The organism is Caldalkalibacillus thermarum, assembly GCF_014644735.1.
In the GTDB taxonomy this organism is placed as follows: Bacteria; Bacillota; Bacilli; order Caldalkalibacillales; family Caldalkalibacillaceae; genus Caldalkalibacillus; species Caldalkalibacillus thermarum.
In genome coordinates this window covers 1-23,245 of the sequence record NZ_BMKZ01000017.1, presented here as the reverse complement: position 1 = coordinate 23,245, position 23,245 = coordinate 1, and the positions used below count along the sequence as shown (strand labels likewise).

The 23,245-nt window shown below is 47.8% G+C and carries 21 protein-coding genes; 17 read left to right on the top strand and 4 right to left on the bottom strand.

Annotated elements, in window-relative coordinates; translation table 11 throughout:
• Positions 1-149: 149 nt before the first annotated feature.
• From panB to IEW48_RS08400, 6 genes are all read left to right on the top strand, one after another.
• Positions 150-1,001 (top strand): 3-methyl-2-oxobutanoate hydroxymethyltransferase, encoded by an 852-nt coding sequence (gene panB / locus IEW48_RS08425; RefSeq protein WP_188623423.1) that lies wholly within the window; start codon positions 150-152, stop codon positions 999-1,001.
• A complete protein-coding gene (panC, locus tag IEW48_RS08420) occupies positions 998-1,870 on the top strand; it encodes a pantoate--beta-alanine ligase (RefSeq protein WP_188623422.1) in 873 nt (290 codons plus the stop codon). The genes panB and panC overlap by 4 nt, the downstream gene beginning before the upstream one ends.
• A 1-nt stretch (position 1,871) precedes the next feature.
• Positions 1,872-2,255 (top strand): aspartate 1-decarboxylase, encoded by a 384-nt coding sequence (gene panD / locus IEW48_RS08415; protein ID WP_188623421.1) that lies wholly within the window; start codon positions 1,872-1,874, stop codon positions 2,253-2,255.
• Positions 2,256-2,343: 88 nt separating this feature from the next.
• On the top strand, positions 2,344-3,534 hold the full coding sequence (locus IEW48_RS08410; RefSeq protein WP_188623420.1) for a tetratricopeptide repeat protein: 1,191 nt from the start codon (positions 2,344-2,346) through the stop codon (positions 3,532-3,534).
• Entirely contained in the window at positions 3,531-4,406 is an 876-nt protein-coding gene (locus IEW48_RS08405) for a ComEC/Rec2 family competence protein (protein ID WP_007505585.1), read from the top strand. The genes IEW48_RS08410 and IEW48_RS08405 overlap by 4 nt, the downstream gene beginning before the upstream one ends.
• 67 nt (positions 4,407-4,473) lie before the next feature.
• Complete coding sequence (locus tag IEW48_RS08400) at positions 4,474-5,775, top strand: amidohydrolase (RefSeq protein WP_188623419.1); 1,302 nt, start codon at positions 4,474-4,476, stop codon at positions 5,773-5,775.
• A gap of 66 nt (positions 5,776-5,841) precedes the next feature.
• Here the strand turns inward: IEW48_RS08400 and IEW48_RS08395 are convergent, their stop codons facing one another.
• Positions 5,842-6,021, bottom strand: coding sequence for a hypothetical protein (locus IEW48_RS08395; RefSeq protein ID WP_188623418.1), 180 nt, complete (start codon positions 6,019-6,021; stop codon positions 5,842-5,844).
• Positions 6,022-6,243: 222 nt separating this feature from the next.
• Between IEW48_RS08395 and IEW48_RS08390 the strand changes: the two genes are divergently transcribed.
• The 8 genes from IEW48_RS08390 to nth all read left to right on the top strand — a co-directional run bounded on the left by IEW48_RS08390 (position 6,244) and on the right by nth (position 13,694).
• The gene (locus IEW48_RS08390; RefSeq protein WP_188623417.1) at positions 6,244-7,014 is read left to right on the top strand and encodes a hypothetical protein; all 771 of its coding nucleotides are present in this window, start codon (positions 6,244-6,246) and stop codon (positions 7,012-7,014) included.
• Position 7,015: 1 nt separating this feature from the next.
• Positions 7,016-7,492 carry a hypothetical protein gene (locus IEW48_RS08385; protein ID WP_188623416.1) on the top strand — a complete coding sequence of 159 codons (477 nt, stop codon included), beginning with the start codon at positions 7,016-7,018 and terminating at the stop codon, positions 7,490-7,492.
• 108 nt (positions 7,493-7,600) lie between these two features.
• A complete protein-coding gene (locus IEW48_RS08380; protein ID WP_188623415.1) occupies positions 7,601-8,131 on the top strand; it encodes a hypothetical protein in 531 nt (176 codons plus the stop codon).
• Positions 8,124-9,620 (top strand): AAA family ATPase, encoded by a 1,497-nt coding sequence (locus IEW48_RS08375; protein ID WP_188623461.1) that lies wholly within the window; start codon positions 8,124-8,126, stop codon positions 9,618-9,620. The genes IEW48_RS08380 and IEW48_RS08375 overlap by 8 nt, the downstream gene beginning before the upstream one ends.
• A gap of 77 nt (positions 9,621-9,697) precedes the next feature.
• Entirely contained in the window at positions 9,698-10,873 is a 1,176-nt protein-coding gene (locus IEW48_RS08370; RefSeq protein ID WP_188623414.1) for a pyridoxal phosphate-dependent aminotransferase, read from the top strand.
• 101 nt (positions 10,874-10,974) lie between these two features.
• On the top strand, positions 10,975-12,264 hold the full coding sequence (asnS, locus tag IEW48_RS08365; protein ID WP_371874847.1) for an asparagine--tRNA ligase: 1,290 nt from the start codon (positions 10,975-10,977) through the stop codon (positions 12,262-12,264).
• Positions 12,265-12,290: 26 nt separating this feature from the next.
• Entirely contained in the window at positions 12,291-13,034 is a 744-nt protein-coding gene (locus IEW48_RS08360) for a DnaD domain-containing protein (RefSeq protein WP_007505573.1), read from the top strand.
• A gap of 6 nt (positions 13,035-13,040) precedes the next feature.
• Positions 13,041-13,694, top strand: coding sequence for an endonuclease III (gene nth / locus IEW48_RS08355; protein WP_188623412.1), 654 nt, complete (start codon positions 13,041-13,043; stop codon positions 13,692-13,694).
• Positions 13,695-13,792: 98 nt separating this feature from the next.
• Here the strand turns inward: nth and IEW48_RS08350 are convergent, their stop codons facing one another.
• Positions 13,793-14,191: a hypothetical protein gene (locus tag IEW48_RS08350; protein WP_188623411.1), complete on the bottom strand. Its 399-nt coding sequence runs from the start codon at positions 14,189-14,191 to the stop codon at positions 13,793-13,795.
• A gap of 38 nt (positions 14,192-14,229) precedes the next feature.
• Entirely contained in the window at positions 14,230-15,327 is a 1,098-nt protein-coding gene (ispG, locus tag IEW48_RS08345) for a flavodoxin-dependent (E)-4-hydroxy-3-methylbut-2-enyl-diphosphate synthase (protein WP_276529776.1), read from the bottom strand.
• Between the two features lie 398 nt (positions 15,328-15,725).
• On the opposite strand from ispG, the gene parE reads away from it, so the two are divergent.
• Together parE and parC are read left to right on the top strand one after the other, a co-directional pair.
• Positions 15,726-17,702, top strand: a complete 1,977-nt coding sequence (gene parE, locus IEW48_RS08340) for a DNA topoisomerase IV subunit B (protein ID WP_188623409.1) — start codon at positions 15,726-15,728, stop codon at positions 17,700-17,702.
• A gap of 1 nt (position 17,703) precedes the next feature.
• Entirely contained in the window at positions 17,704-20,001 is a 2,298-nt protein-coding gene (parC, locus tag IEW48_RS08335; protein ID WP_188623408.1) for a DNA topoisomerase IV subunit A, read from the top strand.
• Here parC and IEW48_RS08330 read toward each other — a convergent pair.
• Complete coding sequence (locus IEW48_RS08330) at positions 19,953-22,103, bottom strand: thioredoxin domain-containing protein (protein WP_229703998.1); 2,151 nt, start codon at positions 22,101-22,103, stop codon at positions 19,953-19,955. The two genes, parC and IEW48_RS08330, sit on opposite strands and share 49 nt — an antisense overlap.
• A gap of 401 nt (positions 22,104-22,504) precedes the next feature.
• On the opposite strand from IEW48_RS08330, the gene IEW48_RS08325 reads away from it, so the two are divergent.
• Complete coding sequence (locus IEW48_RS08325; RefSeq protein ID WP_188623407.1) at positions 22,505-23,092, top strand: class I SAM-dependent methyltransferase; 588 nt, start codon at positions 22,505-22,507, stop codon at positions 23,090-23,092.
• Positions 23,093-23,245: the final 153 nt, after the last annotated feature.

Genomic DNA, 23,245 nt, shown 5'->3' with positions numbered 1-23,245 from the left:
GAGACATGATTGGAACAGCTCCGTATGTCTTTTCAGCCTTCTGCACCTGCGGAAGGCTTTTTTGATTAACGATTCCTCCCGTCTTGTTCAGCGATTTGTTGACATTGGCCACAAATAGATGATATGCACACAACAAGGGAGGAAAAAGGATGAATAAAACAACAGCTGCCACCTTAAAGCGGTTAAAAACCGAAGGGCGACCCATCACCATGGTTACGGCCTACGATTATCCCACAGCGAAACTGGTGGATGAAGCGGGGATTGATGTCATTCTCGTTGGTGATTCCCTGGGCATGGTGATCCTCGGTTACGATTCTACGATTCCCGTCACCTTAGAAGACATGCTACACCATACGAAAGCGGTTGCAAGAGGAGCGAAACAGGCGTTAGTTGTCTCTGATTTGCCGTTTTTAACTTATCACGGCTCCTTTGACCGCACGCTTGATGCTTGCCGCCGACTGTTACAGGAAGGAGGGGCTCAGGCGGTCAAACTGGAAGGAGGCCAGGAAATCGCAGGCTGTATTGAACGTTTGACGGCGGCCGGAGTCCCCGTGATGGGTCACCTGGGTTTAACGCCCCAGTCAGTTTATCAGCTTGGAGGCTACAAAGTGCAGGGCAAAGACGAGGAAGCTGCCAAAAAAATCATCGCTGACGCCAAGGCTTTGGAAGCAGCAGGCGTGTTTGCCATCGTCCTGGAGTGTGTGCCTGCCGCTTTAGCAAAATATATATCAGAACAAATACAGGTGCCCACGATCGGCATTGGTGCCGGGGCGGAATGTGACGGGCAGGTTCTTGTCTTTCATGATCTTGTGGGCTTCGGCAGCGATATTCAGCCCAAATTTGTCAAGCAATATGCACAAATTGGCCGTGCGGTGGTTGATGCCGTCCGCCAGTATGTGGAAGAGGTCCGCCAGCGGCGTTTTCCCACCGACGACCACAGCTATCAGGCGGATGAAGCCGTAGTTGCTCGGCTGTACGGCGGAAAGGATGATGAACGATGAAAGTGATTCCTTCAATTGCCCAATGGAGAGCAGAATACAGCCAGTTAAAAAAGGAAGATTTCCAGTGTAAAATCGGCTTTGTGCCTACCATGGGTTATTTGCACGACGGACATCTCAGTTTGGTGAAAGAGGCCAGAAAAGAGTGTGATGTGGTCGTCATGAGTATTTTTGTCAACCCGCTGCAATTCGGTGAGAATGAAGACTTTGACCGTTATCCGCGGGACCTTGAACGGGATAAGGCTCTGGCCAGGGAACATGGGGTAGACTATCTATTTGTACCGGATGTGAATGAAATGTATCCTCAACATCCGCTGACGTCCGTATCAGTTTCCACCATCACAGAGGTGATGTGCGGAGCTTCCCGTCCCGGTCATTTTACAGGTGTGGCCACCGTTGTAACCAAATTATTTAATATTATCCAGCCTGACTATGCCTACTTTGGCTTGAAAGATGCCCAGCAGGTGGCCGTTATTCAGCAAATGGTAAAAGATCTGAATATACCCGTTACGATTAAACCTTGTCCGATTGTGCGGGAAAAGGACGGGCTGGCAATGAGCTCCCGTAATGTGTATTTGTCAGAGGAAGAGCGCAAGCAGGCACTTTATCTGTACAAAAGTTTGCGGGAAGCTAAGGCGCTGGTTGAGGGAGGCGAACGGAATACAGACCGGATCAAAACACGCATGGAAAAAATGCTGCGGAGTCAGCCGTTAATTGAAATAGATTACATCGATATTCGTTCGTTTCCAGAACTTAAGTCCCTTGAATCGCTGCACGGGTTGAAAGGACAAGTGATCGTTGCTGTAGCGGTCAAAATAGGCCGTACCCGCCTGATTGACAATGTTATCATCGACATGGAGGGAGGTAACTGACATGTTCCGTCACATGATGAAAGCTAAGCTGCACAGGGCTACGGTGACGGAGGCCAATCTCAACTACGTGGGCAGCATTACCATTGATGAAGCGTTAATGGAAGCTGTTGACATTTTACCCAATGAAAAAGTCCAAGTGGTTAACAATAACAATGGTGCCCGCCTGGAAACCTATGTGATTCCAGGACCGCGGGGGTCAGGCACCATTTGTCTGAATGGCGCAGCAGCCCGGCTGGTTCAACCAGGTGACACGGTCATTATTATCTCATATGCGCTGGTCCCGGAAGAAAAGGCAGCTCAATTTAGACCGAAAGTGGCCATTATGGATAAAGATAACCGGATTGCCGAGCTAATCGATTATGAAGTCCATGGCTCAGTGAAATAGGATTTTCGCAACTATCCACCCATCATGTGTTGTATAGCTACCGTTACGGTGTGAAACACTACAAACAAACATTATGGGTGGTTGTTTTATGCAAATCAAATTATATTTTGAGCAGCTTCACAAAAAATTAACAGACTTACATCAGCAATACAATAAAGGCTTGTTACCACAAACGGAGTATCAGGATGAACTGGCTTTGTTGCAGAAGGAAAGTGAATTAATCTTAGAGGAATGGATCAAATTTGAGGATGCGTTGTCCAAACTTTCCTATAGCGGACCAGATGGAACGGTTTGCGAACAGATACCCGTTTCCCCGCTGTGTATCGATGTGACCGATTGGCCGGAGTGGAAACAGGGTAAGGCGTTTTATGATCTCATGATGTTTGAACAAGCGATCCCTTATTTTAGCCGGGTATTGGAGCAATATCCTGATTTTGAAGTGGCACGCCTGTTTCTGGCTCACGCTTATCTGGCTACCAATCAGCTGGAACAAGCGAAGTACCATATGCAATTTTTGCTTGACACCGCGAAAGAAGAGGATATTTACCATCTGGCTGCCCATGGGTTGGCTTGTTTGCAGGGAACGTTAAAGGCCTACGAACAGGCCCATTACTATTTTGAAAAGATTGATCTGGAACAGGTGCGGGATGAATGGAAAGGGATTATTCTGTTTAATCAAGCCCAGACTCTATATCAGTTGCAAAGGTACAAGCAAAGTTTAGAAAAATTTAAGCTATACCTGCATTTGTCACCTGGGGACTGGCGGGGACCTTATATGGTTGGCAATGTGTATTTGCAACTAGGCGATGAGGATACAGCATTCGCCTATTGGTTTGAAGCGCTGCAAGTGGAGGAAAACCCGGAGCTTTTAAAACAGATGGCTAAACATTTTGAGCAAAAATCTTTGTATCAAATGGCCATCCAGTGCTATCAACGCATTTTTAAACGGGATGAAAGATGCTTGGATGCTGAAGTGTGGGCTGGTTTAGCCTGGAATTACGGATTGACCAAAGATATAGAGCGCAGTCAGCCGTTGTTTATTAAAGCTTTGTCCCTTTTTCCCGAAGAAGTGGACCTTCAGCTCTCCTATACATGGATGCTGTTATTTTGGAATCACAAACATAAAGCCCGCAAAGCGATTGCCCGTTTGGAACGGCAAGCACCTGCCCACCCTTTGGTACGAGGATTGCGCGGGCTTTACGAAGGGCAGTTCCCCCACGTTGAGGCGTCTGTTTCCCAGCAAGTTATAAAGGAAGAGGAGCACTCAGGTGGAAGATGAAGATAAGGCTTCTTTCCCGCAGTCAGCGCAGGTTAATGGTGCTTTTGCTCATTGTCTTCCTTGTCAGCCTGATCATAGACGCTGGAACCGGCAAAGCCTTTAGTCCCAAAAACCTGCGCAAGATAATTCCTGATGAGGGCATGAGAGTATATTTCATTCAACTTAAACAAGGTGAAGCCACATTAATTCAACTGGAAAACGGTGAAGCGATGCTGGTTGACACGGGAAGCAAGGCCTCACAAAGGGAGTTAATCCGTTTCTTAAGAGAACAGCAAATTGAACATATCCACCACTTAGTGATTACCAGCCAGCAAGAAGAGTTTGTGGGCAATTTGGAGCTGATTGTAGATTTATATGAACCCCGGCATATTTATTATCCTTTTTATCTGGATGGCCTGTTTACCTCTTTAGAAAAAACAGAACATGCTGAGCTCCAGCCCTTGATTGCAGGCGACACAATCAGGTTAGATGAAGCCTGTGAACTGAAAGTGTTTCATCCCCAACAGCGGTTGTCCCTTTCTTTGCCGGACAATTCCCTGGTTTTTCAATTGGTTCATGGTCAGCAGCGTTTTTTGTTTACCGGGACGATTTCGAAAAAAGTTGAAAAAGAATTAATGAAGCAATACGATTTACGCTCCCACATATTGAAAGTGAGCAATTTTGGCAGTATGAACGCTTCCAGTGAGGATTTTTTGGAAGAAGTAGATGCCCATGTGGCCATCATCTTTTACCGCTCAGCAGATACAGATGAACCTGAAGTGATGGAACGTTTGGAATCATCATGGCTGGACGTCTACCCGGTCAGAAAACACGGCCACATTCTCGTTGTCAGCCAAAAGGAGGATTACTTGGTCTTTGTTTTGCCTTCTTAAGCAGGAATTTAAATGACCGGAAGAGAATAGAAAACAAGGCAATCACTCTAGCAGAGGATGATGGACATTGAAGACATTGTTTAAAAATGGCGTGATTATAACAGCCAATGAACAGAACGAGTGGTTTCGTGAAGGTTATCTGTTGGTTGAAGGCAAAAACATTGTTGCTGTTGGTTCGGGACAACCCGAACAGGAAGCAGATATTGATCAGGTCATCGATTTAAAAGGCCAGTGGGTCATGCCAGGCTGGGTCAATACTCACGGGCATGCGGCCATGTCCATTTTGCGGGGTTACGCCGATGACGCCCCTTTAAAAGAATGGCTGGAGGAAAAGATGTGGCCCATGGAAGCCCGCTTTAACCGGGATACGGTACGCTGGGGAACTGCTTTGGCCGTGGTGGAAATGCTCAAGTCGGGAACCACCTGTTTTGTGGATATGTATGACCATATGGATGCGGTAGCAGAAGTGGTGGAAGAGGCGGGGATCCGTGGGGTATTAGCCCGCGGCATTATCGGGCTGTGTTCTCAGGAGGAACAGACCGCCAAGTTGAAAGAAGCGACAGAATTTGCCCGCAACTGGCATGGTCAGGCTGAGGGGCGGATTACGACGATGATGGCTCCCCATGCGCCGTATACATGCCCACCGGCTTATATTGACCGCATCGTGGACCGGGCTCATCAACTTGATCTGCCTGTGCACATTCACTTATCGGAAACAGCCGGGGAAGTTCGGCAAAATGTAAGCCAATACGGCAAACGTCCGGTTCCCCATTTGCGGGATATCGGTGTCTTTGAGCGTCCGACACTTGTGGCCCATGCGGTTCATCTGGAAGAAGAGGAAATGGATATTTTACAGGAATATGATGTAAAAATATCTCACAATCCGGCCAGCAACCTGAAATTGGGCTCAGGCATCGCACTGGTTCCTAAATTATTGGAAAGAGGTTTCCGCTTGTCCATTGGCACAGACAGCGCCGCCTCCAACAACAATTTAGATATGTTTCAAGAAGTGCGCCTGGCTGCTTTGATCCACAAAGGGGTGAATCAAGATCCTACTGTTGTTCCGGCTCAAGTGGCACTTAAAATGGGAACAAGGTGGGGGGCTGAATGTGCCTTTGTTCCTCATGTGGGTGCGCTTGAGCCCGGAAAAGAAGCTGATTTTATCATCATTACCCCAAACCAAGCCCATTTGCAACCTGTCCATGACCCGGTTTCACACATTGTTTACTCTGCAAGTGGAAGCGATGTCTGTCATGTCTATGTTCAAGGGAAACAGGTGGTCAAAGATGGCCAGTGTGTCACTCTGGATGAGGAGAAAATTATTTATGAAGCAAACCGTGTGCTTAAAGAGCTGTTTCAGGTATACTGATTTCAGGTTCACCAACTATGTAAGCTCAACCTTTACGGTTGAGCCGGGTGTAGGGTAGGGGATTTTTTAAATGTGATGCGGGAAAAAAATGTGGCGGTACGTCATTTCTTCACGCCTGTTTTTCTCCAAAGCGGCATGCGGGCGGTACCACTTCTTGGTTTTTTCAAACAGGTCGGGATGATAAGGGGCATCCCAGCTGTCTTGAAAAGAAGGTGGCGTTGGCCTGTCCAGCGGTTCGCTGCGCATTTCTTCGCCCTCCTTAAAGAGCGGTAAGTTTAGTATGGGTCAATTAGCGCACACTATAAGTAACAGTATTTAGGCAAAGCATATGGATCTGCCACCTTCTCCACTCTTTAACGATACGTTACCGACATATCTGGCTGGCAAAAAAGATATACATGATAATAGCAGCCCGTTCAACAGGGAGTTAAATCCATACAGGGGTCTTATTATAAGGAGGAGCGGAGGGTGAAAAGAGCCATATGTTTAATAGCGGTTGTTTTGCTGATGGGCTTAATGGCCTGTCAAGGAAAGCAAAACGATCCAGAACCGGCTGGACCAGGAACGATTTCAGCTGGCAGCACACTCCAAGCAAATGGGCACAGCTCATGGCAAACATGGGAAAAAGTCCATGATGATTTACACAAAACCGCTTTGGCCGAGAGTTTACAAGTATGGGAAGCAGATGATGGCCAAGAGCGGATGTACGTCATTAATGTCGGTGAAGAAGAAGAGCGGATCTATACGGTTCACTACCGAAATGAGAATCACTGGGAGTTAAATGCTGTCAGTGAAGATGAACCGTTATTTAGCCTGGAAAATAAAGGGGGAAAAATCACCCTTCAACACGGCTCTGCCATACGGAACATATCGGAGAAGGAAGTGGCTTTATTGCTTCCTGTATATCATATCCAGCTGTTGCATGAAGCCGTTAAGCACAGGCAGTATGAATACGTCTCATTTAGCCCTTCCAAAGCACAGTGGCAAGTGGACTTCTCTTTGCCAGGGCAGGTCATCAGTGATTTTTTTACTAAATATTTAACGGCGCATTTGGATGTGCCCTGGCAAGCATCCCTTGCCGATTTTTCAGTTAAGTATCAGCTCCTCATTGATGAAAAGCAAGGGGACTGGCAGATAAAAGGCTTTACATTCCAATTGCAAAAACATGGTTACCCGTTAGAGACACTCCATTTTGACTTGAGGAAGGAGGTAAATCTAAATAAGCAAAGGATCGAGTAACATGAAAAAATGGCTGATCGCAAGCAGTGTTTGTCTGGCACTTATCCTATGGTTAATCGTCGATATCGTACTCTCCCTTCAGCAAGACCAGCAGACAGGTTTAGCTGAAGCACAAGCTTTAGCAGAAGCGGAAACAGGCTGGAAGATAGTGGATCAATCCCGTTTTCATTGCGATCAAACTTACTTTATTTTCACGATGCGGGATGATCAAGAACAGACGGTTTTTGCTGTTGTAGATGAAGAAGGACAAGTTAAGACTTTTGCTGTTGATGAACATGTCCAGCTGAGCGAAGAAGAAGCTGTGCTTCGGCTGTTAACTGATCGCGCATACAGGACAGTCAAAGCCGTCAGGCCAGCGTATACCAATCATGAGTTATGCTGGGAGATCGTGGCCATTGACGAGGAAGGGCGCTGGCATTATGTATATTATGCCATGGACAACGGTCAATTCATCAAACGCTATACATTGGAAAATTAACCTCCGTCCCCAGGGCGGGGGTTTTTTAATGGAAATAAGTAACAAGGAAAAGTATATCAAGGTATGATATACTCAATTATGCATTTGATAACAGGGAGGAAGTTAAAGATGGTTAAACTGAAGTGGAAAACAGTCCTCCTCTCCTCATTAATTACCGCCTTGGTTTTATTTGGCAGTTGGTTTGGATATCAGCATCTCAATACGGAAAAACCCATCCAAGCATGGTTTGAAGATAAAGAAGGCATTGAATTGGTGGAATTGAATGCCACCCGGAAAGGTGTCGAAATAACGGTCCGTTTTCATAACCCTGATCAATTTTACCCCTTATACGCAAAATTGGATGGTTTTTTACAAGAATTGGATTTACCATACGTCATGACGATTAGTGCCGAACAAGGAGAGTTTAACCCTTTTTGGCTGAAGCATTCTGCCGCGTTTGCCGAAAGCATTTATCATCACCGCTATCGTGACATCCAGCATTACATTGAGAAACTGAAGGCGAACGATGAGGTGCGGGATGGTTACGTCATTGTCGCGGAAAAAGGCGTATTCATTTATCTGGATCCCTCCACAGGCCGAGAGGTTTATCTTCATTTTCCTGCACCTGAACGGACAGGGGGCATGCTTGATGATGACTAAGGAATGGCTGATTGGTGCAATTCCTCCTTTTATCCTTTTCCTTATTTATTTAGGTGTTAACGTCGGTCCGCTTTTGTTTGTGGCTTTGATAGCGGGACTTGTCTATGTTCTCCATCGGCAAGGCTCCTTGCCTGTGGGCAAGGATAAGCGCAAGCGTTACCACGAAGTGAACGATACCGGTGTCACGTTTGAAGATATCGGTGGGCTGGAAAAACCAAAACAGGAACTAAAAGAGGCCATTGATTTTCTGAAATTTGACGAACGGGCACGGCGATATGGCATTCGTCCCTTGAAAGGCATTTTGTTAACAGGTCCCCCTGGAACCGGGAAAACGTTAATGGCAAAAGCAGCAGCAAACTATGCTGAAGCTGCTTTTGTGGCTGCCTCAGGCAGTGAGTTTGTGGAAATGTATGTGGGGGTGGGGGCTAGCCGGATACGTGACCTGTTTAAAGAAGTAAAGCAGCTGGCCCTGGAGAAAGGCCTCTCCCGCGGTGTCATCTTTATTGATGAGATTGATGCCATTGGGGGCAAGCGTGATGGCCGCCAGCAAAAGGAATATGACCAAACGTTAAACCAGCTGTTGACGGAAATGGACGGAATCAACACGACAGAGCATCCACGCCTCTTGATCATAGCAGCGACTAATCGTGTGGATATGCTTGATCCGGCTTTGCTCCGGCCAGGACGGTTTGACCGGCTGATTCGTGTCGACTTGCCTGACAAACGGGCCCGCAAACATATACTCGAGCTTCACTTCCGCCATAAACCGTTGGCTGGCGATGTTAACCTGGATGAAGTGGCCAAGGATACGTACGGTTTATCAGGCGCACAGCTGGAGAGTGTGGCTAACGAAGCAGCCATTTATGCGTTCCGAGCGGAAGAGAAAACAATTAACCGCAACCATATTGCCCTAGCGATTGAAAAGGTCATGTTAGGTGAGCAAACGGATAAGGAGTCCACAGGGGAAGAAAAACGGCGTGTAGCGTATCACGAGCTGGGGCATGCTATTTGCTCGGAAGTGCTCCGTCCCTGCTCTGTTGCTCAAGTGGTCTTGGTTCCGAGAGGAGGCGCCCTTGGATACGTGCGTCAATCCCCTCCTCAAGAGCAACATTTATATACCAAATCCTATCTGGAAGAACAGATTATGATTTGCCTGGCAGGGGCGGCAGCCGAGGAGATCTATTTTGGTGAACGGAGTACAGGCGCCAAAAATGATTTTGATCAGGCTTTACAGTGTGCTCAGCACATGATTGAGACAGGGTTGTCCCGGCTAGGGATTGTCTCGGTTGAGCATGTGCCTAAAGGCCGGCTGCAAGAAGAAATGACCTTTATCATTGACCAGCTGTTTGAGCGGACAAAGCAGCTGCTAGTGGAACATGATGCCGTCTTCAGACAAGCTTTTGATATCCTGGTGCATGAAGAACGTTTAAGCGGCGATGCGTTTCGCCAGTTGTTGAACAAATACGGCAAAACAAAAGAAATTTCTTAAACCCCTTTGGAGACGAAGGGGTTTTTTGTTGTATAATAAAAGAACAATGTTATACAAGATGAGGAGGACGTTAGCGTATGCCACTAGCAAACCGAGTGTCAAAATTAACACCTTCATCTACCTTGGCCATCACAGCTAAAGCTAAAATGCTGCGTGCAGAAGGGCATGATGTGATCGGCTTGGGTGCGGGGGAACCCGATTTTAATACACCTGAACATATTATAGAAGCAGCCTACCAGGCCATGAAAGAGGGGCATACCAAATATACCCCTTCCGCTGGTATCCCCCAATTAAGGGAAGCGATTGTACATAAGCTCAAGCGGGATAATAATTTGACATACAATGTGGATCAGGTTGTTGTTTGCAGTGGGGCTAAGCATGCGTTATACAATATTTTCCAAGTGTTGGTCAACCCTGGGGATGAAGTGATTATTCCTACTCCATACTGGGTGAGTTATCCGGAGCAGGTTAAATTAGCTGAGGGGATTCCCGTTTTTGTGGAAGGAAAGGAAGAGAATCAGTTTAAGATCACACCCGAACAGCTGGAGGAGGTCATTACGCCCAAAACCAAGGCGGTAATTATCAATTCACCCAGCAACCCGACCGGCAGCCTGTACCGAAAACATGAGTTGGCGGCACTGGCTGATGTTTGTATGAAACACAATATTTTCATTATTTCTGACGAGATTTATGAGAAGCTGATCTACGGAGACGTTGAGCATGTCAGCATAGCTTCCCTCTCTGATGAGGTATGGGCCAAAACCTTTGTGGTCAATGGTATGTCCAAACCGTATTCGATGACGGGCTGGAGAATCGGTTATGTGGCTGGTCCCCAACCCTACATGAAAGCCATTGCCGACTTGTCCAGCCATAGCACGTCTAATCCGACGTCGGTGGCTCAATACGCAGCCCTGGCCGCTCTTGAAGGCACGCAGGAACCTTTGGAGCGGATGAAGAAGGCTTTTCAAGAACGTCGTGATAAAATCTACGCCCAGCTGATTGAACTGCCGGGGGTTACTTGTGTTCAACCTGAGGGGGCTTTTTATCTGTTCCCCAATGTGCAGCAAGTGGTACAAAACAGCCCATATCCAACGGTGGATGAGTGGGCCAAAGGGTTGTTGGAAGAAGAGAAGGTGGCCTTGGTTCCAGGAAGTGCCTTCGGAGCACCGCACAACGTCCGCATTTCTTATGCCACCTCCTTAGAAGCACTGGAAGAAGCCATTAAGCGCATCAGACGCTTTATGGAAAAATAAGCACCTGTGCTTTCTTATCTGGACACAACCATGTATAATGTTACGGTGGACGCATTTAAACGTGCTCTAAGATGACATCATCAGTGCTGGAGGGAATGGCTTTGAAAATCACAATAGCTGAAGCAGGCCGTTACGTAGGCCAAGAAGTAACCATCGGAACATGGCTCTATAACAAACGTTCCAGCGGAAAAATCCAATTTCTGCAATTGCGCGACGGAACGGGGTTTATCCAAGGGGTGATGGTAAAGAATGAAGTTTCTCCCGAGGTGTGGGAAGCGGCCAAAGCATTAACCCAGGAAAGTTCATTGTATGTGACGGGGGTCGTACGGAAGGATGAGCGGGCACCAAGCGGCTATGAATTATCCGTCACCAACGTTGAGGTCATACAAATTGCTGAAAATTATCCCATTACGCCTAAAGAGCATGGGACCGAGTTTTTGATGGATCATCGCCATCTTTGGATCCGTTCCAAACGACAGCACGCTTTGCTCACCATCCGCCATCACATTATTCAAGCCATTCACGACTTTTTTAACAAAGAAAACTTCATCAAGGTGGATCCGCCAATCTTAACCCCTACATCGGCGGAAGGCACAACATCCCTGTTCCATACCAAATACTTTGATGAAGATGCTTATTTGTCCCAAAGCGGACAATTATATATGGAAGCAGCCGCCATGGCTTTTGGCAAGGTCTATTCATTCGGCCCCACATTTAGGGCGGAAAAATCAAAAACCCGCCGGCATTTGATTGAATTTTGGATGGTAGAACCGGAGATGGCTTTTGTGGATCATGAGGAAAATTTGAAGATTCAAGAGCATTTTGTGACGCACATTGTCCAAACGGTGCTCAAGAACTGCCAGCGTGAACTGGAGATTTTAGAGCGGGACACGACACTCCTTGAAAAGGTTGAACCACCGTTTCCGCGCATCACTTATGATGAAGCCATCCGTCTGTTGCAAGACAAAGGACATCATATCAAGTGGGGCGAGGATTTCGGAGCACCCGATGAAACAGCGATTGCCGAACAGTTTGACAAGCCGGTGTTTATTACTCACTACCCGACAGACATTAAGGCCTTTTATATGAAGCCGGATCCTGAACGGCCTGAAGTGGTGCTTTGTGCCGATCTCATCGCCCCAGAAGGGTACGGGGAGATTATCGGCGGCAGCCAGCGCATTGATGATCCAGCCTTATTGGAGAAACGTTTTGAACAACACCAGCTTCCACGGGAAGCTTACCAGTGGTATTTGGATCTCAGACGGTATGGCACCGTTCCCCATTCAGGGTTTGGTTTAGGCCTTGAACGTACGGTAGCCTGGATTACGGGAACAAAACACGTTCGGGAAACCATTCCGTTTCCTCGCTTGTTAAACCGTTTATACCCGTAAATTTTGACGCGGGGAGGAGAGAGGCAGTGATTTCTGTACAGGACTGGGCCAAATGGATGAACAAGGGAAGTGCCTCAATTCCTCATCTGCTGCTGGAAAACTATAAAAAACTGCATCTGTCTGATACAGAGATGATGTTGCTCATCCATATTCACTCTTTTGTCAGTGAAGGCATTTCTTTTCCCAGCATTAAACAGCTGGAGGAGCGTATGACCTGTTCCCAGGTGGAATTGACCAGGATGCTGAATCGGCTGCGGAAGGAAAGATTCCTCGAGATTCGTTCCAACTTGGATGAAAATAACCGTGTGGTTGAACACTATTCCTTAGAGCCGTTATGGGAAAAGTTATTCCGTTACTTGACGATTAATGTAGAGGAAGTGGCAGCAGCGAAAGACCGGGATGTGTGGCCAGCTGAACATCATCCAGACAGCAGCAAGGATGCAGAAGGTCGGGTTTTTAAGCGCTTTGAACAGGAGTTCGGCCGCCCGTTAAGCCCGATGGAGTGTGAAACGATTGCCACCTGGCTGGATGAAGATCAACTTGATCCACAGATCATTTTGCTTGCCTTAAAAGAAGCAGTGATCGCGAACAAGCGTTCTCTGCGCTACATCGATAAAATCTTGCTTGAGTGGCAGAAAAACGGTTTAACGACGGTGGATCAGGTCCTTAACCATATTAAAGGGTTTCGACGCCACCAAGCATCAAAATCGGGGCAAAGAGGGTATAATGAGGCAGTTGACTTTCCGTTTTATAATTGGCTTGAAAGGTGATTAATCTTGCTTACCAAGAAACAGATTCGCCACGTGCTGGATACCATCGCCAAGATGTTTCCCGATGCACATTGTGAATTAAATCATTCCAATCCCTTTGAATTAACCATTGCTGTTATGCTTTCAGCCCAATGCACGGACCAGATGGTGAATAAAGTCACCAAAGAGCTGTTTAATAAATACCATACACCTGAAGATTATGTGCGCGTTCCGCTGGAAGAGTTGGAACAGGATATCCGTCAGATCGGCTTGTACCGTAATAAGGCTAAAAACATCAAAAAGATGTGCCAAATTTTGATTGAGAAATATAACGGCGAGATTCCCCGTTCCCGGGAAGAGCTGATTCAATTGCCCGGCATCGGCCGCAAAACAGCTAATGTGATCATGTCTACGGCTTTTGGTTATCCAGCCATTGCCGTAGATACCCATGTGGAACGGGTAACTAAGCGCCTGGGGATATGCCGGTGGAAAGATACACCTTTGCAAGTGGAGAAGACACTCATGAAAAAAGTGCCCAAAGAAGAGTGGGCTATTACCCACCATCGGCTCATTTTCTTTGGGCGCTATCATTGCAAAGCCCAAAATCCCCAGTGTCACGTATGCCCGCTTTTTGAACTATGCCGTGAAGGAAAGAAGCGTTTAAACCAGAAATGTGTCTGAACGGGTTTTGTGGTCTCTGGCCCGCTCATTCTGGAAGACGGGTTTTTAATTAAATAAAAACAGCGGGGAATCTCATATCCCCGCGTGCCGCAGCAACTTTAAAATGGAGCCACAAAGCCGTTATCCTGCATCATGGTAAATTCACCTATGAAATAAACGAGTTCTTCTTCAAGATCTGGCTGGATCTGGTCCATTAGGTCTTGCAACCGGTCACTGATTTTTTTGGCAAAGTCAGTATACAGGATGGGCTCGCTCCAGCTTAATGTGTCATGATGGATGGTTATTTTTTCAAACCCTTGGATTTCATGGACAACTGAAAAGGGACCCAGTTGTCCAATATATTCTTGGGCGTTTAGGGCCGATTTTTCAAACTTTTTGATCGTAGACAGCACGTCCCCTGCCACGTCCTCGGGCATGACCAGGAGCAGGGGGTGGGGCTGGTCATGATAGATGTACAACACTAAGCCATGATACCTGCTCCTTTTTGAAAAAAACATCGTTATCCTCCCGCAACCTCCTCGCCAGGTGTGATCCCCTAGTGTGTTTGTTCCGCCTTTTGTTTTTTAAAGTATTCCTCGACCAGCTTATCCACTTCTTTCTTTAACTCTTCCACCATTTTTTCTTCTGGTACTTTGCGTACAATTTTTCCGTGTCTGAACAACAAACCTTCTCCCCGGGCACCTGCTATGCCAATGTCCGCCTCCCGTGCTTCTCCCGGTCCATTTACTGCACAACCTAGGACGGCCACTTTAATGGGAGCCTTGATTTTGGCAATATACTCTTCGATTTCATTGGCGATAGAAATTAAGTCAATTTCAATCCGCCCGCAAGTCGGGCAGGAAATCAGCGTAGCCGCGTTGGCAGCGAGGCCGAATGCTTTTAACAATTCGCGGGCCACCCGGACCTCCTCCACTGGGTCGGCACTTAACGAGATCCGAATGGTGGATCCGATGCCTTGGGCTAAAAGGGCCCCCAGCCCGGCAGCACTTTTAACCGTACCGGCAAACAAGGTGCCCGCTTCCGTAATTCCCAGATGCAAAGGATAATTAAAGGTTTTTGCTGCCTTCTGATAAGCTTCAATGGCCAGCCGCACGTCTGACGCTTTCAGGGAGACCACAATATCATGAAAATCAAGCTCTTCCAAAATGGAAATATGATATAAGGCACTTTCTACCATACCGTCCGCAGTTGGGTAACCATATTTCTCTAATATCCGCTTTTCCAGTGACCCGGCATTCACCCCGATGCGGATCGGAATCCCCCGTTCCTTAGCTGCTTTGACCACCGCTTCAACTTTTTCCCTTTTACCGATGTTACCGGGATTGATGCGGATTTTGTCAACACCGCCTTCAATTGCTTTAAGGGCTAGTTTATAATCAAAATGAATATCAGCCACAAGGGGGATGTTGATTCGTTTTTTAATTTCAGGGATAGCCTCGGCAGCGCGCATGTCTGGACAGGCCACGCGCACAATTTGACACCCGGCTTCTTCCAGACGCTTAATTTGGGCCACGGTCGCCTCAACGTCATGGGTTTTGGTGGTGGTCATGCTTTGGATGACAACATGGTCATTGCCGCCGATCGTTACGTTACCTACGCGTACAGGCCGCGTTTGGGTACGATGGAACATCATGATCGCTCCTTTGTTTCACCAAAAGTTAACCTGAAGAAAGTATGTAAGGAAGAGGAATAAAAAAGCTGCTCCCTTCATTATAACGCATATGAGCCATAAAGAAAAAGACTATTACTTGCTCATCAGAGTAACAGCCTTTATGGCTCGCTCTTCCGATACTATGTCAGCTCAGAGTTTTTGCCTATCGAGTGTCCGGTTCATCCCCTTGGCACTGCGATACGTTCTTGTTTGGTTAGCCCTTCCATTTTGGATGAAGGTTCAGTAACATATTGTCATGAGATTGTATACATGAGCCGAAGATGGTAGCATGATAAAATACATATGCTCCGTACGACAACCTGGTAGATGTACATAAATGGACTAAGTGGAAATAAAAGTGTTGAGAGAGGTGCGAGTCTGTGGCCAAAAACATCACCCATGATTACAATGATGATGCCATTCAGGTGCTAGAAGGCTTGGATGCGGTGCGTAAACGCCCAGGTATGTACATAGGCAGCACCGATACCAGAGGTCTTCACCACCTGGTGTATGAAATACTGGATAACGCGGTGGATGAGGCCCTGGCCGGATTTGGCAATCACATTAAGGTGACCCTCCATTCGGATGGAAGTGTCAGTGTAAAGGATAAAGGCAGAGGCATTCCCACTGGCATACATAAAATTGGCAAACCTACACCAGAAGTGATTTTTACAGTTTTGCACGCTGGAGGAAAATTTGGCCAGGGCGGATATGCCACTTCAGGCGGTTTGCACGGGGTGGGTGCCTCCGTGGTCAATGCCCTGTCCGAATGGCTGGAAGTGACTATTCAGCGCGACGGGAAAATATTCCACCAACGTTTTGAAGATGGCGGAAAACCCGTGACGGGGCTGGAAGTCATTGGACCCAGCAAGCAGACCGGAACCTGTGTGCGCTTTAAACCAGATACTTCTATTTTTAGCACGGTGAAATTCCAATACGATATTTTGGCCGAACGCTGCCGCGAAGCCGCCTTTTTGCTGAGAGGCTTAACCATTGAAGTGACAGACGAACGGGATGGCCAGCCACGGCATGACATTTTTCGGTTTGAAAAAGGCATTGAGGCTTTTGTGGAATATATCAATGAAGATAAAACCACTTTCCACCCTGTTGTTTATTTTCAAGGCGAACAGAATGGTATTGAGATGGAAATTGCCTTCCAATATAATGACGGGGTGTCTGAAAATGTGCTTTCCTTTGTTAACCACGTGCGCACCAAAGACGGGGGAACCCATGAGGCAGGCTTTAAAACAGCTATGACCCGCCAGTTTAATGAATATGCCCGTAAAGTTGGCTTCTTAAAAGAAAAGGATAAAAACCTGGAAGGGTCCGATGTGCGGGAAGGCTTAACGGCCGTTGTCTCTGTCCGGGTGCCGGAGGAAAAATTGCAGTTTGAAGGCCAAACCAAAGGCAAGCTGGGCACGCCTGAGGCCCGCTCGGCCGTGGATACCTTTGTCGCCGAGCAGCTTTTGATCTACTTGCAGGAAAATCCTGATGTGGCCAACACCCTGATCAAGAAGGCGATCCGGGCCGCCCAAGCCAGGGAAGCGGCCAGGAGGGCCCGTGAGGAGGCTCGCTCTGGTAAGAAAGGGAAGAAAAAAGAAGCGCTGTTAAGCGGGAAATTGACGCCGGCCCAATCTAAAGATCCGTCGCGCAATGAGCTGTTTTTGGTGGAAGGGGACTCTGCCGGCGGATCAGCCAAGCAGGGGCGGGACCGCCGTTTTCAGGCCATATTGCCATTGCGGGGTAAAGTGATCAACGCCGAAAAGGCCAAGCTGGAGGACATTTTGAAAAACGAAGAGATCCGCACCATTATCCATACCATCGGAGCTGGTGTCGGCGCGGATTTCACACTGGAAGAAGCCAATTACAGCAAGGTGATCATCATGACCGACGCCGATACCGACGGGGCTCATATCCAGGTCTTGCTGCTCACCTTCTTCTACCGCTATATGCGTCCGCTGATTGAGGCGGGAAGAGTGTACATCGCCATGCCTCCCCTGTATAAAGTGAGCAAGGGGGCAGGCCGAACTGAAGTGGTGGCATATGCCTGGGATGAGGATGAGCTGGCTGCGGCAATCAAAAAGGTGGGCAAAGGCTACACCATTCAGCGCTACAAGGGTTTGGGCGAGATGAATGCGGACCAATTATGGGAAACCACGATGAATCCGGAAACCCGCTCCTTAATCCGGGTCACCCTGGATGATGCGGCCCGAGCCGAACGGCGCGTGTCCATTCTGATGGGGGATAAAGTGGAGCCGCGCCGCAAGTGGATTGAAAACAACGTCGCCTTTAACCTGGAAGATGATGAAAAGCTGCTCTTGAACCAAAAACTTGTGCTGACAGGGGAGGGAAGATAGGTTGTCTGTGCTGGAGAAATTTCTGGATTTGCCTTTTGAAGAGATTATCAGCGACCGGTTTGGCCGTTACTCCAAATATATCATTCAGGACCGGGCCCTGCCGGATGTGCGGGACGGCCTGAAGCCGGTGCAGCGGCGGATTTTATACGCCATGTTTAAAGAGGGAAACACCCATGACAAGCCGTTCCGCAAGTCGGCTAAAACTGTGGGCACAGTGATCGGCAATTACCACCCCCATGGTGACGCATCCGTGTACGATGCCTTGGTACGCATGTCCCAAGATTGGAAAATGCGCCATATTCTGGTTGAAATGCACGGTAACAACGGCAGTATGGACGGAGACCCGCAAGCGGCCATGCGTTACACAGAAGCCCGCCTGTCCAGCATTGCCGCTGAGATGCTCAGGGATATCGACCGGGAAACAGTCCCTTTTGCCCCTAATTTTGATGATACGACACAGGAACCCACCGTGTTGCCGGCTCGCTTTCCCAATCTGCTGGTCAACGGCTCGACCGGCATTTCCGCCGGATATGCCACGGAAATCCCGCCCCATCCCTTGGGCGAGGTGATTGATGCGGTGTTGATGCAACTGGACAATCCGTCTGTGACGGTGGACGAACTGATGACCGTTCTTCGCGGGCCCGATTTTCCCACGGGGGGCATTATCCAGGGGATAGACGGGATCAGACAGGCCTACCGAACGGGCAAAGGAAAAATTGTGTTGCGGGCCAAAGCTTCCTTTGAAGTTGTCAAAGGCGGCCGGGAGCAAATTGTGATCACGGAAATCCCTTATGAAGTGAACAAAGCCCAGCTGGTGCGCAAAATTGATGAATGCCGACTGGACCGCAAAGTGGAAGGTATTGCTGAAGTGCGCGATGAAACAGACCGCAGCGGGTTACGCATTGTCATAGAGCTGAAAAAGGATGCCGATGCGGAAGGTGTGCTTCATTACTTATATAAACATACCGACTTGCAAATTTCGTACAACTTTAACATGGTCGCTATCCATAACAAAACACCCAAGCTGCTTAACCTGAAGCAATTGCTACAGGCCTATATTGACCATCAGAAAGAAGTGGTCAAAAGGCGCAGCCAGTACGATCTGGCCAAGGCCCGGGAGCGGGAGCACGTTGTACAAGGCTTGATTAAAGCCATCTCCATCCTGGACGATGTGATCGCCACGATCCGGGCCTCCAAGAACAAAGCAGATGCAAAAGAAAATTTAATGGCTCAGTTCGGTTTTACAGAACAGCAGGCAGAAGCCATTGTCACCCTGCAGTTGTACCGTTTGACCAATACGGATATTTCCCAACTGGAGAAAGAGGCGCAGGAACTGAAGCACAAGATTGAGGGGCTGGAGGCGATTCTGGGCAGTGAGGCCAGGTTAATCGATGTGATCAAGACAGAGCTGGTGCAAATCAAGGAGAAGTATGCCGACCGGCGGCGCACTGAGATCCAAGAGGAAATCGAAGAGTTGAACATCAATTTGGAGGTATTGGTACCGTCGGAAAATGTAATGGTGACTGTGACAAGGGACGGCTATGTGAAGCGGACCAGCCTCCGTTCCTATGCTGCCTCAAATGGGGAAGAGGCAGGGATGAAAGAAGGGGATGAACTCCTCTTTCTGTATGAGTCTAACACCACCCATACCTTGCTGCTTTTTACCAACAAAGGCCGGTATCTCTATCTGCCTGTGCACGAACTGCCCGATATCCGCTGGAAAGAGCTGGGGCAGCATATCAGCAATCTGATCCCCATCGATAAGGACGAGCGCATTATTGCCGCTCACAATGTCATTGATTTCGCTGAGGACGAGCGGAAGCTGCTCTTCTTTACCCGCCAGGGCATGGTTAAGAAGACAGCCTTGGCCGAGTATGAGGTCCAGCGTTACTCCAAACCTCTGGTAGCCTTGAAATTAAAAGCTGGGGATGAGCTGCTTGATGTTCGTCTGACCACTGGGCATGAAGATATCATGATAGGAACCCAGCAGGGTTATTTGTTATGGTTCAGCGGAGAAGAGGTGAGTGAGGTGGGCCAGAAAGCACAGGGGGTGAAAGGCATTAACCTAAAAGAGGGAGATGAGGTAGTGACTGGATATGTGATCCCTGAAGGTGAGAAACCGGTTCAAATCCAGATTGAAACAGGGCGGGGAGCGCTCCGTTCCGTCGATCTGGCCCAGGTGGAGAAAATGACCCGGGCCCGTCGCGGAACTGCTTTACTGAAAAGGAACAGCCTGACTAAAGTGAAGGATTACCTGATTTTTACGGAACAGGATGAATTAAATCCAGGCAGATTTTGATGAAGGTGTATCCAGGCAAAATTGACACAGTGATAAAAAGTGGTTTGGCCGTCTACCGCTTGTTTGTCCTGGTGAGCCGGAGCCAGAGCATTCAAGCGCTGGTTTTGCTCACGTGTTTTATACAAGACAACGGCCAAGGGCAGATAAGCCCGCTGCACCGTTTCGACCATTTTGTCATAAGTATGCCGGTCTTTCCCTTCCACGATCACAAGCTCGGCATGATTGCCGCTCGAAAGTTGCAAGGCCAGCAAAGAAAACGCATGTCCGGACGGATACTCGTTAATTTGCTGCCCGAAAGCCTGCAGCAACGCTTCCGCAGTCTCCCGGTAAACATCTTCACCGCTCAGCAAGTAATGGCGGACCAGATTAAAGGCCATCACTCCATTGCCGGAGGGGGTGGCCCCGTCATAAATCTCTTTTGGATTGGTAATCAGCCGCTCGGCGTCCTTGGCATAGAAGAAAAAGCCTCCGTTTTGTTTATCCCAGAAACGTTCCAGGGTTTGATCCAGCAAGGATTTGGCCTGTTGTAGACAGGAGGCGTCTGAAGAGGCAAAATACAACTCATGCAAGGCCCAGATGAAAAAGGCGTAGTCATCGATGTAAGCCAGATAGTGTGCTTCACCATCCCGGTAGCGCGCCAACAGGCGTCCCTCGCTGTCGGTTAAGTGCCGTTCAATCATGTTTGCCGCTCTACGGGCCAGCTCCAGATAATCTGAGCGCCCAAAAGCGGCGGACGCTTTGGCCAAGGCAGCAATCATCAAACCGTTCCAGGCGGTTAAAATCTTATCATCTTTATGGGGATGGACCCGTTTTTCACGGTGGAGAAACAGTTTGTGCCGGGCAGCGGCCAGTTTCTGTTCGAGCTGTGCAAGGGACAAGCCGTACTGCTTTGCTTTTTGCTCCAGGTCAACATCAATCAGGTGTAAAATATTTTTCCCTTCAAAATTGCCCTGTTCGGTTACATCATAAATGTCACAAAACAGTTCTGCCTCTGTTTCCTCCAGCACCTCGAATATTTCTTCCGGTGTCCATACATAGAACTTACCTTCTACTCCTTCCGAATCGGCATCCTCTGCCGAATAAAATCCGCCTTCTGGAGAGGTCATCACCCGCTGGACATATTCAAAAATTTCTTCCGTCACTTGCTTGTAATAAGGATTTCTTGTGGCTTGGTAAGCTTCCGTATAACTGTAAGCCAGCAGGGCATTGTCGTACAGCATTTTTTCAAAATGGGGGACCAGCCATTTTTCATCTACCGAGTAGCGGGCAAATCCGTAGCCCAAATGGTCATAGATGCCGCCGCGGTGCATGGCCTGCAGGGACTTCTCCGTCATCTCCAGGGCTTTTGGCTCCCCCGTCATTTGCCAGTAACGCAATAAGAACAAATAGGAATGGGGCAGAGGAAACTTAGGTGCTTGGCCAAAGCCGCCATAGTCCGCATCAAAGGTGCGCTCAAATTGGGCATAGGCGTGATGCAGGATCTCTTTGGTCAGCTCGGCTCCTTTTGGGCGGCTTTTCATCTCCTGGATGGCTTTTATAATGTTTGCTCCTGCCTCATTGAGCTTTTGACGGTCATGGAGCCACAGGTGATGGATTTTTTGCAAAATCTCTTTTAGTCCGGAACGCCCCCACTTTCCCTCTTTGGGCAGATAGGTGGCAGCAAAGAAGGGCTTTTGATCAGGGTGCATCACAATGGTCAGCGGCCACCCTCCGTGCCCGGTCAACGCCTGGCAGACGGCCATATAGATTGCATCCACATCAGGCCGTTCTTCCCGGTCCACTTTGATCGACACAAAGTGGTTGTTCAAAATATCAGCAATTTCTTCATCTTCAAATGATTCCCTCTCCATGACATGGCACCAGTGGCAAGTGGAATAGCCGATGCTGAGGAAAACAGGTTTATCTTCCCGTCTTGCTTTTTCAAAGGCTTCCTCACCCCAAGGGTACCAATCTACAGGATTGTGGGCATGTTGAAGAAGATAGGGTGACTTTTCATGTATTAATCGGTTTGTGTATTTAGGATTTTTGGAGTCTGTAACCAATAGAAACACATCCTTTTTAACGTATTGATGTTGCGCTTCCTCACAGTGACCGGTGTCCATAAGCCATGATGGTTTATGGGCAAGGAAGAACTTCCCATTATGCCTATTGTAACACATGATATTAATTCGGTGATACAGTGTGTTATGTGTTATGTGTTATGTGTTATAAGAAGTTCTTATAGTTCTTTGAAGGATTTTGCAATAAGAAAATCGAAATATGAGGTGAAATCAGGATACACAAAAAGCCTTTCGACAGTACAACTCAGGCCCTTCTATTATTAAGACACAAGATGTGATACGTGAAGTTGCATCAAAAAAGATCAGGTTTGAAAACCCATTAGCCAATTGTTAAAAGAAAAACGTGATATGTGAAATAGGAGGATGTCACCTGCTTCAGCTTGTAGACAGAGTACCGAGAGTACTGCAGGTCTACAAGCTTTACAACCAAAGGAGTTAGGCTGATGGCCGAACAGGACCGCATCAAATGGAATCATAAATATGAATCAAAGCTGGCTAAAACGGTTCAACCTTCCCCGCCCAATAAAAGGCTTGCTCTGTTAATGCCTGTTTTAACAAATGGACTAAAAAGTAACTGTAAAGGGGAAGCCCTTGATTTGGCCTGTGGTTTGGGCGGAAACAGCCTGTATTTAGCCAGACAAGGGTTTCGGGTCACCGCCTTGGATATCTCTGACGTAGCTATCAATTGTTTGGCCAAGCTGGCAGAGGAAGAACAACTGCCTATTGATGGACGTGTTGTTGATTTGGAAGAGATCAAGCTGCCTCCAGCGCAGTATGATTTGGTGATTAAGACCTATTATTTGCAAAGGGACTTGTTTGAGCAAGTGAAAAGAACTTTAAAACCCAGCGGGCTTGTGTTTGTGGAGACGTTTTTACAAACAGAACATGACGCCAACCCCCATATCCGGCCGGCATACAAACTTCAGCCACAAGAATTGTTAAGCGTGTTTGAAGGATGGCATGTTCTCTATTACTATGAGCAGGAGAAGGAAGGATTGGTGACCATGCTGGCCCGCAAGCCATCCAGGTGAAAGGCACCCAGCAGGAAGCAGGGTGCTTTTTATCATAAATTATCCGAGAAGACCCCCACTTCTAAACGAAGTGTAAGTGGGGGATGAATCGGGCACAAACATATATTCCCTATATGAACTGGAAGTGATAAGATTAAGGTTAGGAGGGGGAAG